The sequence below is a fragment of the Aceticella sp. 75b-Ac genome (genome assembly GCF_056032965.2).
The window spans coordinates 1,286,864-1,303,701 of the sequence record NZ_CM190971.1; the positions used below are offsets into that span (position 1 = coordinate 1,286,864).

Annotated in this window: 15 protein-coding genes; 1 reads left to right on the forward strand and 14 read right to left on the reverse strand. The window is 34.1% G+C overall.

The features are described from left to right. Position 1: 1 nt before the first annotated feature. Positions 2-1,807, reverse strand: coding sequence for a sodium-extruding oxaloacetate decarboxylase subunit alpha (oadA, locus tag AC0LWJ_RS06820; RefSeq protein WP_474238838.1), 1,806 nt, complete (start codon positions 1,805-1,807; stop codon positions 2-4). A gap of 339 nt (positions 1,808-2,146) precedes the next feature. Here oadA and AC0LWJ_RS06825 point away from each other — a divergent pair, with 339 nt between their 5' ends. Beyond that, positions 2,147-3,784 carry an NAD+ synthase gene (locus tag AC0LWJ_RS06825; RefSeq protein WP_474238842.1) on the forward strand — a complete coding sequence of 546 codons (1,638 nt, stop codon included), beginning with the start codon at positions 2,147-2,149 and terminating at the stop codon, positions 3,782-3,784. 13 nt (positions 3,785-3,797) lie between these two features. Here the strand turns inward: AC0LWJ_RS06825 and yihA are convergent, their stop codons facing one another. From yihA to fbp, 13 genes are all read right to left on the reverse strand, one after another. Next, entirely contained in the window at positions 3,798-4,394 is a 597-nt protein-coding gene (yihA, locus tag AC0LWJ_RS06830; RefSeq protein WP_474238845.1) for a ribosome biogenesis GTP-binding protein YihA/YsxC, read from the reverse strand. Then, positions 4,375-6,717, reverse strand: a complete 2,343-nt coding sequence (gene lon / locus AC0LWJ_RS06835; protein WP_474238850.1) for an endopeptidase La — start codon at positions 6,715-6,717, stop codon at positions 4,375-4,377. The genes yihA and lon overlap by 20 nt, the downstream gene beginning before the upstream one ends. 44 nt (positions 6,718-6,761) lie before the next feature. Then, positions 6,762-7,643 carry an ATP-binding protein gene (locus AC0LWJ_RS06840; protein WP_474238854.1) on the reverse strand — a complete coding sequence of 294 codons (882 nt, stop codon included), beginning with the start codon at positions 7,641-7,643 and terminating at the stop codon, positions 6,762-6,764. 59 nt (positions 7,644-7,702) lie between these two features. Beyond that, on the reverse strand, positions 7,703-8,977 hold the full coding sequence (clpX, locus tag AC0LWJ_RS06845) for an ATP-dependent Clp protease ATP-binding subunit ClpX (RefSeq protein ID WP_474238857.1): 1,275 nt from the start codon (positions 8,975-8,977) through the stop codon (positions 7,703-7,705). Between the two features lie 20 nt (positions 8,978-8,997). Beyond that, positions 8,998-9,582, reverse strand: coding sequence for an ATP-dependent Clp endopeptidase proteolytic subunit ClpP (gene clpP / locus AC0LWJ_RS06850; RefSeq protein ID WP_284680456.1), 585 nt, complete (start codon positions 9,580-9,582; stop codon positions 8,998-9,000). A 4-nt stretch (positions 9,583-9,586) separates the two neighbouring features. Beyond that, entirely contained in the window at positions 9,587-10,885 is a 1,299-nt protein-coding gene (gene tig, locus AC0LWJ_RS06855; RefSeq protein WP_474238859.1) for a trigger factor, read from the reverse strand. A gap of 194 nt (positions 10,886-11,079) precedes the next feature. Beyond that, a complete protein-coding gene (locus AC0LWJ_RS06860) occupies positions 11,080-11,997 on the reverse strand; it encodes a radical SAM protein (protein WP_474238861.1) in 918 nt (305 codons plus the stop codon). A 47-nt stretch (positions 11,998-12,044) separates the two neighbouring features. Beyond that, on the reverse strand, positions 12,045-13,445 hold the full coding sequence (lpdA, locus tag AC0LWJ_RS06865; protein ID WP_474238863.1) for a dihydrolipoyl dehydrogenase: 1,401 nt from the start codon (positions 13,443-13,445) through the stop codon (positions 12,045-12,047). A gap of 106 nt (positions 13,446-13,551) precedes the next feature. Beyond that, the gene (locus tag AC0LWJ_RS06870; protein ID WP_474238866.1) at positions 13,552-13,698 is read right to left on the reverse strand and encodes a hypothetical protein; all 147 of its coding nucleotides are present in this window, start codon (positions 13,696-13,698) and stop codon (positions 13,552-13,554) included. Continuing rightward, complete coding sequence (locus AC0LWJ_RS06875; RefSeq protein ID WP_474238870.1) at positions 13,695-14,075, reverse strand: DUF134 domain-containing protein; 381 nt, start codon at positions 14,073-14,075, stop codon at positions 13,695-13,697. Before AC0LWJ_RS06875 ends, AC0LWJ_RS06870 begins: the two co-directional genes overlap by 4 nt. A gap of 188 nt (positions 14,076-14,263) precedes the next feature. Further along, on the reverse strand, positions 14,264-14,713 hold the full coding sequence (locus AC0LWJ_RS06880; protein ID WP_474238872.1) for a flavin reductase family protein: 450 nt from the start codon (positions 14,711-14,713) through the stop codon (positions 14,264-14,266). A gap of 113 nt (positions 14,714-14,826) precedes the next feature. Beyond that, the gene (locus AC0LWJ_RS06885) at positions 14,827-15,252 is read right to left on the reverse strand and encodes an HAD family hydrolase (protein ID WP_474238875.1); all 426 of its coding nucleotides are present in this window, start codon (positions 15,250-15,252) and stop codon (positions 14,827-14,829) included. A gap of 287 nt (positions 15,253-15,539) precedes the next feature. Then, positions 15,540-16,631, reverse strand: coding sequence for a fructose-1,6-bisphosphate aldolase/phosphatase (gene fbp, locus AC0LWJ_RS06890; RefSeq protein ID WP_474238878.1), 1,092 nt, complete (start codon positions 16,629-16,631; stop codon positions 15,540-15,542). Positions 16,632-16,838: the final 207 nt, after the last annotated feature.

Here is a 16,838-nt window from a genome sequence, read left to right on the forward strand (position 1 = left end):
GTCATACCTCCTCTATTTCAAAAAGCGGTTGGTCATATTCTACCATTTCACCATTTTTCACAAGAATTTTAGCGATTTTGCCATTTACATCTGAATGTACCTCATTCATTAGCTTCATAGCCTCTACAATACATAAAACCTGACCTTCCTTTACAATATCTCCAACCTTTACAAAGGGTTCGGCATCAGGAGCCGGTGTCGCATAAAATGTACCTACCATTGGTGATGTTATTATTTTTATGTCCCTTGCATTGTTAATATCTGTTGAAATAACCGTTGATTTGTTATCCTCAATATTACAATCATGTACTTCGGCTGTTCCTCCTTTTTTAATAGAAATTTTTAAACCTTCGCTTTCGAGATTGATTTCATTTATTTTAGTTTCATCAATAATCTTTATAAGTTCTGAAATTTCTTTTAAATTCATATTTTTTCCCCTTTCTAAAATATTAGCATCTTCATTATTTAAAACAATACCATTTTTCCTATTTTCAAAAAATTTTAAAGCTACCTGTGGAAACATTGCATAACTTAATATGTCTTCTTCCTTCTCTGTAACTCCCTGCAGGTCTTTCTTCATCTTATCCATAATTGGTTCCAGCTTATCGGCTGGTCTTACAGTTATGGGTTCATTACCATTTAATACACGCTTTTTTATTTCATCTTTAATTGGTGCAGGAGGTTTTCCATAATAACCTAAGATATACTGCTTAACTTCATTTGGTATTATTTTATATCTTTCCTTAAGCAGAACATTTAATACTGCCTGTGTTCCAACAATTTGGCTTGTAGGTGTTACAAGAGGCGGATATCCCAAATCCTCTCGTACCTTAGGTATTTCTTCAAGAACTTCGTTAAGGCGTTTTTCTGCTTTCTGCTGTTTCAACTGACTAACCAGATTGGAAATCATGCCGCCCGGAACCTGGTGCATATATACCTTTACATCCGAAAGACGTGTCATGCCTCTCTCAAAACCTTTTTTAACCCTTATCCCTTCAAAGTACTCAGCTATTTCAAACAATTTCTCCATATCAAGCCCATTGTCATATTTTGTATCCTTAAGCATTCCCGTTATTACTTCAATTGGAGGCTGTGATGTGCCATATGCCAGTGGTGCAGAAGCAGTATCTATTGCATCAACACCTGCTTCAATTGCTTTTATATATGTCGTTACAGCCATACCTCCAACATAATGACAGTGCAGTTGAACAGGTATAGAAAGTTTTTCTTTTAAAATGCTTATTAAATCATAAGCAACATAAGGCTTCATAAGTCCTGCCATATCTTTTACACATATTGAGTCCGCACCCATATCCTGAAGTTTTAAAGCTGTATCAACATAATGTTCCACCGTGTGTACAGGACTTATTGTATAAACTACCGTTGCCTGAGCAAGTTTCCCTTCTTTTTTGACTGCTTTTAAAGGTTTTTCAATATTCCTTATATCATTTAAGGCATCAAATATTCTAAAGATATCTATTCCATACTCGGCGGTTTTTGCAACAAATCTTTCAACAACATCATCGGGATAGTGCTGATATCCCACAAGATTTTGTCCCCTTAAAAGCATTTGAAGTTTTGTATTTTTAATTTTATCCCTCAAAAGCTTAAGCCTTTCCCATGGATCTTCATTAAGGTATCTTAAACAGACATCAAATGTTGCTCCTCCCCAAACTTCAAGTGAATAATAACCTACACTATCAAGTTTTTCCGCAACAGGCAGCATGTCTTCTGTTTTCATTCTTGTTGCCCACAAGCTCTGATGGGCATCCCTTAAGGTTGTATCAGTAATTTTTACCTTTCCCATTTTTCTTCCTCCAATATTTTTTAATTTCCGAACAAAACTAATAAAATATACGTTATAATAGTATTATACCTTATTTAATCTCAATACGATAAGTTTAATATAAATTATGTAATTTTACAAAATATATATGACGCTATTTAAATTCAAATATTCACAAAAAACCTCATTGAAAACGATATTCCTTCACTTTACCTCTTAAATACTTCATTTTTTGCAAGTTTTTTATTTTAAAAATGCAATTTTCTAAATAATGGCTTGAGGAACTATAAAAATTGCATATATATTTTGTTTTATTTATATGTTAAAATATTTTTATAAAAATAAGAGAGGTGAAACCACGTGAAAATAGCCTTAGCGCAATTAAATCCAACGATTGGTGATATAAAAAATAACTGCAATAAAATAGTTGAATATATAAATGATGCCAAGAAACAATATGTTGACTTGATTGTTTTCCCTGAGCTTTCAATTATAGGCTATCCTCCAAAAGACCTTTTATATAATCCTGATTTCCTTAACTTGGCTGACGAAGGTTTGAAAAATATAATCCTACCCGAGGTTCATGAGATTGGTGTTATTATCGGAACTGTCACAAAGGGTGAAATGAAGGATTATATCCTGCATAATTCAGCACTACTTCTAAATAATGGAGAAATCATTGGGAAATCAGATAAAACGCTCCTGCCAAATTATGATGTATTTGATGAAAACAGGTATTTTAAACCGGCGCGAGAAATAAAATGTTTTGATTTTAAAGGAATGCGGCTTGCCATAAATATATGTGAAGATATATGGAATGACAAGGATTTTTGGGAAAGACCAAAATATGATACCGATGTACTTGAAGAACAGTACAAACTAAATCCTGATATTTTTATAAATATATCCGCATCGCCATATAATGCTGGAAAACATGAGTTAAGAGTAAAAATGGTTAAAGAAATATCAAAAAAATACCATCTTCCCCTTATATATGTAAACCAAATCGGTGGAAATGACGAACTTATATTTGATGGTTCAAGCTTTGTCATAAATTCGGACGGTGAAAAAGTTATGCAGTTAAAGTCTTTTGAAGAAGACCTATCAATCTTTGATACCGATAATCTAAATAAAAAATCACCACTTCCAGAAATTAAGGAAGATATATCCTGGATACATGATGCATTAATCTTAGGTATCAGGGATTATTTTAAAAAAACCGGTTTTAAAAAAGCTGTTATAGGTTTAAGCGGAGGTATTGACTCTGCAGTAACATGTGCCTTGGCTTCTAAAGCACTGGGAAGAGAAAATATCCTCGGTGTTTCAATGCCTTCCCGTTATACATCTTGCGAAAGCAGGGATGATGCATATACTCTTGCGCAAAACTTACGTATAAAATTCAGGATACTGCCTATTGAAAATGTTTTTCAAAGTTACATCTCGATATTTAATGAAGATAAAACCCCAAAAGGTGACCTCGCAGAGGAAAATATTCAGGCAAGAATCAGGGGAAATTACCTTATGTTTATATCAAACAGGGAAGGTTATATGGTGCTTACAACAGGCAACAAATCAGAAATTGCTGTTGGTTACTGCACCCTTTATGGAGATATGATCGGTGGACTTGCTGTAATATCAGACGTACCAAAAACAATGGTATATGAACTTGCAAGATATATTAATAGAAATGGTGAGATAATACCCTTGTCTACGATTAGAAAGCCGCCATCAGCAGAATTAAAACCTGACCAAAGAGACATTGACTCACTACCGCCATATGAGGTTCTTGATGCAATATTAAAGGCATATATAGAAGAGGAAAAATCCCTGCGGCAAATTGTATCAGAGGGATTTGACGAAAACCTTGTAAAAGAAATAATTAGGAAAGTAAATAATGCCGAATATAAAAGGAGACAGGCTGCCCCCGGTCTTAAAGTTACCACAAAGGCTTTTGGGGTTGGCAGAAGAATGCCCATTGCTCATAGGTTTAAGCTTTGAAAATATCCATACTTTAAATAAGCTTCTGATTTTTAATATTTTTCTCTATTATCATAAGAACTTCATCAACACCCTGCTTTTTTGAAGATGAAAATGGAACAATAATATCAGGGCTTATTTTAAATTCCATGGCAATCTCCCTTATGGATTTTTGTACGGCTGTTTTGCTTAATTTATCTGATTTTGTAGCAATAATTGTAAAGGGAATTTCCATATTCTTAAGATAATTTACCATGATAATATCGTCTTCTGTTGGTAGATGCCTTATATCTACCAGCATTAAAACATATTTGAGCTTATCTGATATCTTAAAATATGTTTCGATGTTTAATCCCCACTGTTTTTTCATCTCTTTTGAAACCGCTGCATAACCATAGCCGGGAAGGTCAACAAGATAAAACATATTGTTTATTTTATAAAAATTTATTCCTCTTGTTTTTCCCGGTTTTGAACTCACCCTCGCATAATTTCTTCTGTTTAGGATTGCGTTTATAAAAGATGATTTACCAACATTAGACCTTCCAACAACAGCTATCTGCAAAAGATTATCTGACGGATACTGCTTTTTGTCAAAAGCCGTTACAACAAGTTCAACTGATTTTATCATCATGTTTATCATCTCCAACCAATACTGATTTGAGAACCTCATCTATATTTGAAACAAATTTAAAATCTATCCTTCTTTTTATAGATTGCGGTATTTCGTCAAGGTCTCTTTTGTTCTCAACAGGAATTACAACTTTTTTAATTCCCGCCCTGTGGGCTGCTAATATTTTTTCTTTTAGTCCCCCTATTGGCAATACCTTTCCCGTTAATGTAATCTCACCTGTCATTGCAGTATCACCTCTAACCGGTATTTTTTTAATTGCTGAAACTATCGCAGTAACAATTGTAATACCTGCCGACGGACCATCTTTCGGCGTTGCGCCTTCAGGAACATGTACATGTATATCCAGTTTTTTATAAAAATCCTTATCAATTCCGTATTTCTCTGCATTTGCCCTGATGTAGCTTAATCCTGCCTCTGCAGATTCCTTCATGATATCACCTAATTGCCCTGTTAATGTAAGCTTTCCGCTTCCGCTCATTGTTGAAGCTTCTATTGTCAAGGTATCACCGCCAACCCTTGTCCATGCAAGTCCTGTAACCATACCGATTTTATTGTCTAAATTTGCCTTGTCAAATCTGTATATTGGTTTCCCCAAATAGGTTTGTAAATTTTTCTTTCCAATTTTAATGGTTCGCAAATCATCTTCTACGATTTTTTTTATTGCCTTTCTCACAATCTTTGAAAGATTCTGTTCAAGCAGTCTTACTCCTGCTTCTCTGGTATACTCTGTAATAATCCCTATAATTGTAGAATCCTGTATCTTTATTTTGTTTTCATCAACACCATGATCTTTTAATATCCTTGGTATAAGATAATCTTTTGCAATATGTATTTTTTCTGCTTCTGTATACCCTGAAATGTATATCACTTCCATTCTGTCAATTAGTGGAAGCGGTATTGTATCAAGCGTATTAGCTGTAGTTATAAAAAGCACTTTTGATAAATCAAAAGGCAGATCTAAATAATGATCACGAAAGGTATTATTCTGCTCCGGGTCAAGTACTTCTAACATTGCAGATGCAGGGTCACCTCTAAAATCAGAGCTTATCTTATCTATTTCATCAAATAAAAATACAGGATTTTTTGAGCCTGCTGTTTTTATAGAATTGATAATTCCACCAGGGATTGCGCCAACATACGTACGCCGATGTCCCCTTATTTCAGCTTCATCCCTTACCCCTCCAAGAGACATTCTTACAAATTTTCTATCCATAGCCCTTGCAATAGACCTTCCAAAGGATGTCTTTCCAACACCGGGTGGTCCTACAAGACAAAGAATAGGGCTTTTCATTTTTTCATAATAGCTTCTCACAGCAAGGAATTCGAGAATTCTTTCCTTCACTTTTTGAAGTCCATAATGGTCCTCATTTAGTATTTTCTCCGCTCTTTTTAAATCCAGCATATCTTTTGTTTCGTAATTCCAAGGTAATTCTATAAGCCAGTCAAGGTATGTTCTTATAATAGAGCTCTCTGCTGTCCCCGGACTCATTTTGCGAAGCCTTTCAAGTTCATGATAAGCCTTTTCTTTAACCTCTTGTGGAGCATCTGCTTTTTCTATTTTTTTTCTGTATTCCTCAACTTCTTGATCTGCCTCATCTGTCTCCCCAAGCTCAGCTTTTATCACCTTAAGTTGCTCTTTAAGGAAATATTCCTTCTGAGCCTTATCTATTTTTTTGCGAACTTTTATGTTTATATCCTTTGCTATATTAAGTATTTCAATTTCTTTAAGTAAAAAACCAAGTAATTTTTCAAGTCTTTTTTTTACATCAAAGCACTCCATCAGCTCATGATTTTGATTAGGGCTTAAATTTATATGGGCTGTTATGACATCGGAAAGCCTTCCCGGCTCTTCTATTGAAGTCACATTATATAAATTATCGATCGGAAACTTTGGAGCAAATTCTGCATACTCTTCAAATGCAGATATTACACTTCTCATCAGTGCCTCTATCTCTGCATCCCTTTTAATTTCTTCCTCCATCTGTTTTTCTATTACTTCTACCTCATAAAAACTTTCTGAATTTATTATCTCTTTTATTTCTGCACGATTTATTCCCTCTACAAGCACCCTTATTATATTTCCGGGAAGCTTTAACATCTGTTTAATTTTTGTTATTGTTCCTACTTTATATATATCCTCAATTGAAGGGTCATCAACTTCAGGTTGTTTCTGAGTTGTCAAAAACACAAGCTGATTACGCATCATTGCTTCTTCAAGAGCTTTTACCGATTTCTCCCTTTCTACGTCAAAATGCATCACCGTATATGGAAATACAGTAAGACCTCTTAAAGGTATCATGGGAAGTATATACTTTTTTTCCATGAATATCACCTCTTTCGCATTTGTATTTTAGTCTTCTAATAATCTTATAATTTATTTTTTATTATTTCAATATCTTCTATAGTAATATTAATCCTTCCGGCTTTAAGTGCCATTATAGCCCCACGCTGAATAAGCTTTACTGCATCACTTCCACTTTTTGCATTTTTTGCAATTGTAAGTCCTGCATCAAAATCAAGATTGAAAAGGGCTTTTTTAGCTGCATTTTGAGAAATTTTCATAATTTCTTCAATCGTTAGTTCTCTAAAATTTATAAAATCGCACATACGTCTTAATTTTACAGGTATTTTATTTTCGTCATTTATTGCCGCTACAAGACAAAAATCCGCAGGAAAGCCATTCTTGAAAATGTTGTATATATGCCAAGGAATTCTCTTGTCTTTATATTTAATTTCTATATATACCTTCTTTTGTTCCATAACATCCGCAAGCTTATTTAAGAGGTTTATATCTAATTTGCATAATTTATTTATGAAAAGGATTCCTTTGTTTGCATGTGATACAGCTCCTATTTTTGGTCTTGGTATTTTAAATGCTCTATCCTTTTTCGGAATATACACAGCGCCAAAAAGCGGGTCTCCTATATAATTCTCCTTATATTTCACACCCGGTACATATTCAATGAATTTTGATTTTGAATTAAAAAAAATACTACTGTCTTTTGATATTATTTTTTTAAATATTACCATAGCAGCATCTTTTTTTCCAACTCCATCCGGTCCTAAGAGTATAATATTTTTTGGTCTATCACTGCTTAAAGCATTCTCTATTGATATACAAGCTTCCTCCTGCCCTACAATATCATCTATTGTTTGAGGTCTTATCTTCTCTAAAAATGGTTCACTTAACCTCTCCTGCCTGATTTTTTGCAGATTCTGAAATTTATCTGTGGTTAAATTATCTTCCATGATTAATGAAACCTCCTATCCTGTACATATTATATGTAGGAAGGAGGTTTCATATTAAATCATGATACAGATTCCGATTTTTTTATCCTCTTTTTAGTTTTCTGCACATCTGAATATACTAATGTCGGCTGTGCATTATGCAGTACCGTTTCTTCTGTAATTATGCATTTTTCAATATTTTCGCTTGATGGTATTTCATACATAACGTCCAGCATCAACTCTTCAAGAATTGACCTTAAACCACGTGCACCCGTTTTTCTCTCGATAGCTTTTTGTGCAATTACATTGAGAGCCTTTTTATCAAATTCAAGCTTAACACCGTCAAGCTCAAATAATTTCTCATACTGTTTCGTAAGAGCATTTTTAGGTTCTGTCAAAATACGTACAAGTGATTCCTTATCAAGAGAATCTAATGTAACAACAACCGGCAGCCTTCCAATAAATTCGGGAATAAGACCGAATTTAAGAAGGTCTTCTGGCATAATATTTTTTAATATTTCCCCTATTTTCTTTTCCTGCTTGCTTACTATTTCAGAACCAAATCCCAACATTTTTTTACCGGTTCTTGATTCTATTATCTTTTCAATTCCGTCAAATGCACCGCCGACAATAAATAAAATATTTGTGGTGTCAATCTGTATAAACTCTTGATGCGGATGCTTCCTTCCACCTTGCGGGGGAACATTTGCTACTGTTCCCTCAAGTATCTTTAATAATGCCTGTTGTACTCCTTCACCGGATACATCCCTTGTAATTGAAGGATTTTCTGATTTTCTTGCTATTTTATCAACCTCATCGATATATACAATACCTTTTTCTGCTTTTTCTACATCATAGTCTGCTGCCTGAATCAACTTTAAAAGAATGTTTTCAACATCTTCACCCACATAACCTGCCTCTGTAAGTGATGTTGCATCAGCGATTGCAAAAGGTACATTAAGCATCTTTGCCAGCGTCTGTGCAAGTAATGTCTTGCCTGATCCTGTAGGTCCAAGCATAAGAATATTGCTTTTTTGTAACTCTACATCATCTGATTTGACTCTGCTATTTATTCTTTTGTAGTGACTATAAACAGCAACTGAGAGTGCTTTTTTGGCATTATCCTGTCCTATTACATATTGATCAAGGAAATCTTTTATTTCTTTTGGTTTTGGAAGTTCTCCAATTTCAATATCAATGTTTTCTTCAAATTCCTCATCAATAATCTCCTGACAGAGTTCTATACATTCATCACATATATACACTCCAGGACCTGCAACAAGCCTTTTTACCTGATCCTGTGATTTCCCACAAAATGAACATTTTAATTGCTTTTGATTATCATATTTTGCCATTTTTCCACCTCTCTCGGGATTTATTTTCTTTTTAACAGAATATCGTCAATAATTCCGTATGCTTTTGCCTCTTCCGGATCCATAAAGAAATCTCTTTCCGTATCTATTTGGATTTTCTCCAGAGGCTGCCCTGTTCTTTCAGCTAAAATTCTATTTAATTTTTCTCTTGTCTTAATAATTCGTTCCGCATGTATCTTTATGTCTGTGGCTTGACCTTGTGTTCCCCCCAGGGGCTGATGTATCATTATTTCGCTGTTTGGAAGCGCAAATCTCTTCCCTTTTGCACCGGCAGCAAGCAAAAATGCAGCCATTGATGCAGCCATTCCGACGCACATCGTTACAACATCCGGTTTGATGTACTGCATTGTATCATATATGGCAAAACCTGCCGTTATGGAACCTCCTGGACTATTTATATAGATCCATATATCTTTATCAGGATCCTCCGCTTCAAGAAAAAGCATCTGTGCAACTACTAAGCTTGCAGTTACATCATTGATTTCATCTCCAAGGAAAATTATCCTGTCTTTTAAAAGTCTCGAAAATATATCGTATGAACGCTCGCCTCTGTTAGTTTGTTCAACAACGATAGGTACTAAACTCATAACATCACTCCTCTTTATTTATTATTTTACTATTATTAAAAATAAAGTCAATTGTCTTAAAATATATTATATCATCTTTAATATTGTTAATTTGGTTTTCATTAAGCTCTTCTTTTAATTTTTCCGCTGTTATGTTGTATTCTTTTGCAATTTCAGCAATCTTTTCCTCAATTTCTTCATCTGTTGCTTCTATATTTTCTAATTTGCCTATCTTATCTATTACCAACTGCATCTTAACCCTTGATTCAGCACCATTTCTCATTTCGGCTCTTAAATCATCTTTGCTTTTACCTGTAACTTCAAGGTACTTATCAAGATATAGCCCTTGATATCTTAAATTGTAATCAAGTTCTTTCAATGATATATCTATTTGCCTCTCAATCATTACGTCAGGAATTTCAACCTTTGAATTCTCTACTACCTTCTTGGCAGCATTCTCTTTCATTTCTTCCTCTGCATGGAGTCTTTTCTCTTCCTGAATTTCCTTCTTTATTGACTCTTTTAGCTCATCAAGTGTATCATATTCGCTTACATCTTTTGCAAAATCATCATTTAATTCGGGAAGTTCTTTTTGTTTTATGGCTTTTAATTTTACTTTAAATACTACCAGCTTGCTTTTTAAATCTTCAACCCTGTAATTTTCAGGGAAAGTAACATCAACATCAAATTCATCATTTATGTTGTGTCCAGCAATCTGTTCTTCAAAGCCCGGTATAAACGTATTGGAACCCAGCTCAAGTTCGTAATTTTCCGCCTTCCCTTTTTCAAAAGGCTCGCCGTCAATAAATCCTTCAAAATCTATTATTACAATATCCCCTGTTTGTGCAGGTCTACCTTCTACCGGAATAATTCTGGCACTCTTTTGCCTCATCCCCTGAAGGCGGTTCATGACTTCTTCTTCTGTAACATCATACTCTATTTTTTCTACCTCTATATCCTTATATTCTCCAAGTTCAACCTCCGGCATTACAGGAACCCTTACTTCAATAATTAAGTCTTTGCCCTTGCCTATTTGTAAGACATCAATATTCGGAGTGTCAACCGGGTCTATTTTAAGCGATTCAATCGCTTCCTTATATGCCTCTGGAAAAGCATGCTCTATAGCATCTTCATACAGTATTCCCTCGCCATAATACCTTTCTACAATTGCCATCGGTGCTTTGCCGCGCCTAAAACCAGGAATATTGAATTTATCGGCATTTTTCTTGTATGCAAAATTCATACTGTTTTCAAATGTTTCCTTTGGAATATTAAGTTCAATTATTGCTACACTTTTTTCTATCTTTTTAAGATTACTACCCATTAAGTAAATCCTCCTATTCATATGTTTAAACGAAAATACTTCTTCATATTATAACACAAAATATTTTTTAAGCAAATAATTCTCTATTTTTATTTTATCATTATATAACAAAAAAGAAACTGTTTTTATAAATAATTTATAAGTTTTTCTGATAATGTTTACAATTAATACCTTTTTCAATGCAGATTTAAGGCTTAACACGATTGATAAAATTTTTCTGAATTAAATACCCTTTCCTTGACTTTCCCATCCTTTTCCAAAGTTCCAAGATATTTTGACAATTCATTAGGATGTATAGATAATACCTCCGACATTTCTTTTAAGGTACAGGGTCTTCTTTTTAATAATGACAGTACATCTTCTTCTATATTTAAATTATAAACTTTGTTTGATTTTCTGTCAAAAGAAGCTATGACTCTGCAACTTTTTCCTAAATAACCTGCAATATCTTTAAGCTCCTCCATATTTAAAGGCTTTGCTTCTCCAGAATTTGAAGGTCTTACTGCTGTATTTAATTGAACTTCGTCAGGCTTAATCTCTTCTATTGCTGACCTTAAATTTTCTATATTTTCCTTATCATCATTGATTCCCTTTATAAGCATCACTTCTAACCACATCATAGTAGAAAAATTTTGCCTGAATTTTACCAGAGAATCTATAATATCACGTATTTTTATATTTTCGCTGGGTCTGTTTAATCTCTCGAAGGTATCCTGAACAGCACTATCAAGAGAAGGTACTATCAAATCTGCCGCGGATAATTCTTTACGTACGTCTTCATCTGTCATTTTAAGACTGTTAGTAATTACCGCAATGGGTATGGAGCTTATTTCCTTTATTTTCTTTATCATCTTCCCAAGATCGGAATTTAATGTAGGTTCTCCCGAGCCTGCAAATGTTATATAGTCTATACTATCGTTTTTTGATAGAACACTTTTCAGCTCATTTAATAAATCAGATACACTTACATAAGTTCTTCTTTCATTTGTTTTAACGGTCGTCCTGCCCAGTTGACAATATAGGCAGTCTTGATTGCATGTCTTATATGGGATAATATCCAACCCTAATGATATGCCAAGCCTCCTTGAAGGTACCGGACCAAAAACATACATTTACTCCATCTCTCTTTCAAATAAAGATTTTCTATTCCTGCTGCCTTTTATCTCTTTGCTTTATGTATTGCCTCTCCTAAAGCAGCCTTTGCAGCTTCCATTATTACTTCCGGAAGAGTAGGATGTGTATGGATTGTATTTGCAACATCCATAAGGGTAAGGTTTTTCTCAACAGATAGAGCAAGCTCGGCAATAAGTACGCTGGCATCCGGTCCGACTATCTGTGCGCCTATAATTTCTTTTGTATCTTTTTTAGCTACAACTTTTACCAAGCCTTCTGTTTCATTCATTGTAAGTGCTTTCCCATTAGATGCAAATGGAATTTCCCCTGTAATTATTTCGATGCCCTTCTCTTTAGCTTCTTCTTCGGTCAATCCTACAGCCGAAATCTCCGGAGAGGAAAATATTGCGGATGGTACTACCCTGTAATCCATTTTAGTATTTAATCCTGATATAACTTCTGCTACAACGATTCCTTCCCTCTGAGCTTTGTGTGCAAGCAATAAACCTCCTATGACATCACCAATGGCAAAAATATTTGGTATATTCGTCCGCATCTCTTCATTTACTATTATCCTTCCATTTTCAACTTTGACTCCAACGTCTTCGAGTCCAATACCTTCTGAATTCAACTTTCTCCCTATTGATACCAATACCTTTTCATTTTGAATCGTTTTGCCATTGCTTAGTGTGGAAAATACCCTGCCATCTTCTTTTATTTCGATATTTTCTACCTTAGTACCTGTTATTACATCTATACCCTTTTTACTAAGTATCCTCTGAATTAATTTAGCCATCTTTTTATCCCTTAAAGCAGGTATAATCTGTGGCATCATCTCTACCAAAGTAACCTTCGCACCAAATGAAGAAAAGAATATGGCAAACTCTACGCCGATTGCCCCAGAACCTATGATAAGAATATCTTTTGGAATTTCTTTGACTTCTAACGCCTCTTTACTTGTTATAATATTTTTCCCGTCAAATTTAAAACATGGAGGCATTAAAGGTTCGGAACCTGTTGCTATTATAATATTTTCCGCATTAATCCTTTCAATATTACCTTCATGATTAATCACTATGGTATGCTCATCTACTATCTTGCCGCAGCCTTTTTTTAAAACTATCTTTCTGGATTTCAGCAAAAGGTCTATCCCTGTAACAAGCTTATTTATTATGTCATTTTTCCTTTTTTGAATCACATTCAAATCGTAAGAAATATTTTCAGCCTTTATTCCTAATTCTTCTGAATTATTAAAATGGGAATAAATCTCCGCTGAATGGAGGAGCGCTTTAGTTGGTATGCATCCTCTGTTGAGGCAGGTCCCACCCAATTCTCCTTTTTCTATTATCAAAACTTTTTTCCCAAGGTCGGCCCCTCTTATAGCCGCAACGTATCCGGCAGAACCAGAGCCGATAATGGCTATATCGAATTTTTCAATGTTTGTCATATTATCACCCTTCTTTGTGAAATTTTAGATTAATTATACCATAATTATAAAATACATACAATATATGTATTTTAAACAAAAAAAAATTTTTTATATTAAATTAAATTTATTCCATCATAACCTTAATATCCTTCTCATTAGCAAATACTTCTTTCATGAACCTAAATTTCTTCCTCTCATCTTTTTCAAAGATGGTAAACAATGAATCTGATTTTTTTATAATACAATAAATGCATTCTAAATTAATATTCAAAATTGACCACCAAACTTCATGTTCCTGCCATGCCTATGCCTGTGACATAGACAGTTATCACATGGTTTCATATCTTCAAATTCACTGCAAAGTTTATAATTTCCGCCTTCTATTTTCAATACTTTACCGTTTATCAAACTATCTGCTAATTTTCTCCGTGCATCATTGTAAATCCGCTGTACCGTTGAACGGGCAACCCCCATTAAATCTGCACATTCTTCCTGAGTTAAACCCTCAAGGTCCATTAATTTTATTGTCTGATATTCCTCTACGGTCATATAAATACATTCATCTGGATTTTCCAAAACATCAATTGGTCCAAATGTATTTATTTCCGGTAAAATACAGACTCTTCTCCATTTTCTTGGTCTTGCCATTATATATCTCACCTTCAACATCTTTTAAATTTAAGTACATATATCAAATTAATAAATAAGAGGTGGAATGCCAATCCCAGAACCTATTATTTTTTGTAACATTACCAGCCTCTTCATTTGAACATTTACCCATTATATTTATGATTATACTCATTTATTAATCATTATGTCAATAATCTTTTTTGTTTTTATAGAAACTCAATTTTGGAAAAATCAATTTCACCTTTATCATTCAGTAATTTTTCGTCTGCATGGACAAATTCGACTTTACCTACAAACATCTCATGAGAACCTGTAACTATAGAATCAACTACCTTGCACTCTATATTTACGGGACAATCTGATAACAATGGTGCATTAACCTTTACCCCTTCTTCAACACGTAGATTTAGTTTTGAGAATTTATCCTCATTCTTGCCACTATGACTGCCAAGATATTCAAACATATCCTTTTGTTGTTTTGAAACAAGATTCACCACAAAGCAGCCTGTTTCTTTAACTAATTTGTAAGAATACCTTGATGGGACAATTCCTACCATTACCATTGGGGGATCAAAACTGCAATTACAGCAGTAAGCCACTGCCAGTGCATTGTTTTTGCCATCGGTTCCTCTGCAGGATACGAGTACCTTCGGCATAGGCTGAAGGCATGATTTCATATTTGCCTGTTTTTTTTTTCATGAAAAATTCCTCCTATATAATCTATTTTAGCCATCATCAGAAAAATATATCTGTGATGTTGACTACAAGCTTATGTCCTTAATGTGGCTTTAATTCTTGCGGGCTTTAATAATAAATCTATAGCATCAATTATATTGTTCACCACAATATCTGCTTCAAATAATGTTTTCGAAAAACATCCTTCCCTTCCAATTATCGCAATGGATAATCTGCTGCTTTTAAACATTTCTAAATCATTTTTCCCGTTTCCAATTGATAAGGTGTTTTCACTCCCTAATTTTTCAATTATTCTTTTTTTATCCTGTGAAGCATTTTCCTTATTAAATATTTCTATTTTAACAGGTAATTCACTGCATTGTTTTTTCACAGAACCATATGTATCAGAAGTGAGAATATAAAGATTAATATTTTTATTTGACAGCTCTCTTATTTTATCCTTTGTTTCTTCAATTAAAATACCGTCTTCAGCAAGTGTACCGTTAAAGTCAAAAACCACATTTTTTATTTCTATAATTTTATATCCGGGTATTTGAACCTCCCATTACTGAAGTAACAGGATTCCTGATTCATTGACTTCGTAACCTCCATCTCCACAGGCTTAAAATCCGGTAGTCCCTACCGTACTGATTGTAGCCGTTGTCTTACTCATGACTAAAGTCACGAGTAAGACAACGAGTTCATCAAATTCTATCATACTTATTATCCCCTACACCTTATTTTTATATTACACCTATTAAAGGTTATTGTCAAATGACAATAACCTTTAATAGTTTTTTTATAGGATTAATCTTCTACTATCCACTTGTCTTGAAGCTTTTCCATAACACTGGGCATTGTCGTATATTCAAGCTCATTCAGTGGTAATCTGTGAGGTTCAAAGGGTCCCATTTCTCTCATATAATCTGCTATATTTAGTGCCTTTTGCCTTGCATTATTAAAAGCCACATCTGCAAAAAGGTCCTGTGCACCAATTAATTTTCCTTCGGCAAGTTGAAATGCAAGAGCACTTACCCTCGGTGGTCCGTCAAATCTTGTAGGCATAGCCTCTTTTAAGGATACAGGAATCATCGGTCCAAAATGAGATCCCCTCATCCAGCCTGCAACAAGATGAGGTTTTGCGAATGGCTCAAGAACTTCGCCAACTGCAGGTAATCCGTTTTGACATCTTACAATCATAACAGGATCATCTTTGCCTATATATTTCCCTGCTATAAGATTCATCCTCTGTGTTGAAGAAACAGCAGCTATTTCATTGCCTTTTGTAAATACCTTTCTAATACAATATCTGCCTGTTGCTCCTATGAAAACAAGTAAATCATACATTTCTTCAGGTGTTTCAAATATGACATATTTGTGGTCAATCATGTCATATACTTCAAACTTAAATCCTTGATGCATGCTGGGATCTATTACAAGCCCAATCGTATTGAAAGGATCTGCAAACATTTTGTATAAAGGCAAATTCCATGCACCAGGTTCGGTTTTGTCAGCCATAAAAATTATCACAGGCTCACTTCTTCTTTCTTCAAATTCCATCTCTGCTATGCCGGGACCCATTCCTTTTATATTGCCTGAAAACGCATCCTCTAACAAATCCTGACCTGCCCCATATAATTTCATTTCCTTAGCTTTATCTGCGCAAGCATAAAACATATCCCATGCAAGCTTATGAATTTCTTCATTGTCAATTCCGCCTCTATGTGTCACAATAAGCTGTATATCATCACCAACATGTGTTATGTAATAATCAATAAGCATTTCCTTGTTTTTTTCTATATGTTCTCTTGCAATCCTTGAGAGTTCTGGATGTACATTTGTATGCCCGACACAACCTCCTATATCAGCCTTAATAACGGATAAAGTTAATTTTGACATTATAACTCCTCCCCCAAAAATATTTTATTAAATAGTAAGTACATAATAGTATGATTAATTTATATTTAACAGGCATAAATTTTTTCCACCTGTCAAATATAAATTTTAAAATGAAACATACTATTTACATATATATTATAGTTTTTTGTGGATTTTATTTCAATACTATTTCTTTTGACAAATAAACTATATTCTTTGGGTTGCTGA

Excerpts from the sequence above, each read along its gene's own strand:
- oadA (WP_474238838.1), bottom strand. The coding sequence starts at position 1,807 with ATGGGAAAGGTAAAAATTACTGATACAACCTTAAGGGATGCCCATCAG.
- tig (WP_474238859.1), bottom strand. The coding sequence starts at position 10,885 with ATGGGTAGTAATCTTAAAAAGATAGAAAAAAGTGTAGCAATAATTGAA.
- lon (WP_474238850.1), bottom strand. The coding sequence starts at position 6,717 with ATGGAAAAAAAGTATATACTTCCCATGATACCTTTAAGAGGTCTTACT.
- lpdA (WP_474238863.1), bottom strand. The coding sequence starts at position 13,445 with ATGACAAACATTGAAAAATTCGATATAGCCATTATCGGCTCTGGTTCT.
- AC0LWJ_RS06880 (WP_474238872.1), bottom strand. The coding sequence starts at position 14,713 with ATGCCGAAGGTACTCGTATCCTGCAGAGGAACCGATGGCAAAAACAAT.
- fbp (WP_474238878.1), bottom strand. The coding sequence starts at position 16,631 with ATGTCAAAATTAACTTTATCCGTTATTAAGGCTGATATAGGAGGTTGT.
- clpX (WP_474238857.1), bottom strand. The coding sequence starts at position 8,977 with ATGGCAAAATATGATAATCAAAAGCAATTAAAATGTTCATTTTGTGGG.
- clpP (WP_284680456.1), bottom strand. The coding sequence starts at position 9,582 with ATGAGTTTAGTACCTATCGTTGTTGAACAAACTAACAGAGGCGAGCGT.
- yihA (WP_474238845.1), bottom strand. The coding sequence starts at position 4,394 with ATGATGATAAAATCAGTTGAACTTGTTGTAACGGCTTTTGACAAAAAG.
- AC0LWJ_RS06875 (WP_474238870.1), bottom strand. The coding sequence starts at position 14,075 with ATGGCAAGACCAAGAAAATGGAGAAGAGTCTGTATTTTACCGGAAATA.
- AC0LWJ_RS06860 (WP_474238861.1), bottom strand. The coding sequence starts at position 11,997 with ATGTATGTTTTTGGTCCGGTACCTTCAAGGAGGCTTGGCATATCATTA.
- AC0LWJ_RS06840 (WP_474238854.1), bottom strand. The coding sequence starts at position 7,643 with ATGGAAGATAATTTAACCACAGATAAATTTCAGAATCTGCAAAAAATC.